Here is a 665-nt window from a genome sequence, read left to right as displayed (position 1 = left end):
TGGGTCACCCATGGGATCACCTCGTCGAGCATGGTGTCGAGGCTCGTGGTGGCCTCATAACCCAACACCTCACGCGCCTTCGTCACATCCGGCACACGCTTCTGCACGTCATACTCGAACGGATCATCAGACACATACCGGAACGGCACATCCGGACCCTTGATCTTCGCCCAGATCACCTCCGCCAACTCCAACACCGTCGTCGACTCCGCCGTCGACAAGTTGAAGTCCTCATTCAACGCCGCCGGATGCTCCATCGCCGCCACGATCCCCGCCGCCAGATCCCCACCATAGGTGTAATGCCGCACCTGGCCACCCTCACCCAAAATGTGCAACGGATCCTGACCCTTCACGATCTTCTGCACCAGATCAGGCACCACATGCGACATCGCCAACTTCACATTCCCCGACAACACCTCAGCCTCACCCAACGCCCGACCCTCACCCACACCCACACAGTTGAACGGCCGCACAATCGTGTACGGCAACTTGTACTGCTCCCACGCCGCCCGCGCGTAATACTCCACCGCCAACTTCTGAAACCCATACGACGACAACGGCGGCGGAACCTTACGCTCGTCACCCTCCTTCGACGGCCAATGCTCCGTCGACTCGAACACCATCGACGACGACATGTACGTCACCTTCTGCAACCGGCCATCCCG

The 665-nt window shown here is 60.2% G+C and carries 1 protein-coding gene; it reads right to left on the bottom strand.

Annotation, left to right across the window (positions count from 1 at the left end; translation table 11 throughout):
• Nucleotides 1–635 (bottom strand): NAD-dependent epimerase/dehydratase family protein (locus tag QMG73_RS46155; protein ID WP_281906524.1); only part of this gene is annotated, 635 nt, incomplete at its 3' end.
• Nucleotides 636–665 lie beyond the last annotated feature (30 nt).

This window comes from Phytohabitans aurantiacus (assembly GCF_027923225.1).
Classification (GTDB): Bacteria; Actinomycetota; Actinomycetes; order Mycobacteriales; family Micromonosporaceae; genus Phytohabitans; species Phytohabitans aurantiacus.
The sequence above is the reverse complement of the archived record's forward strand: the minus strand, read 5'-3'. Positions and strand labels throughout refer to the sequence as shown.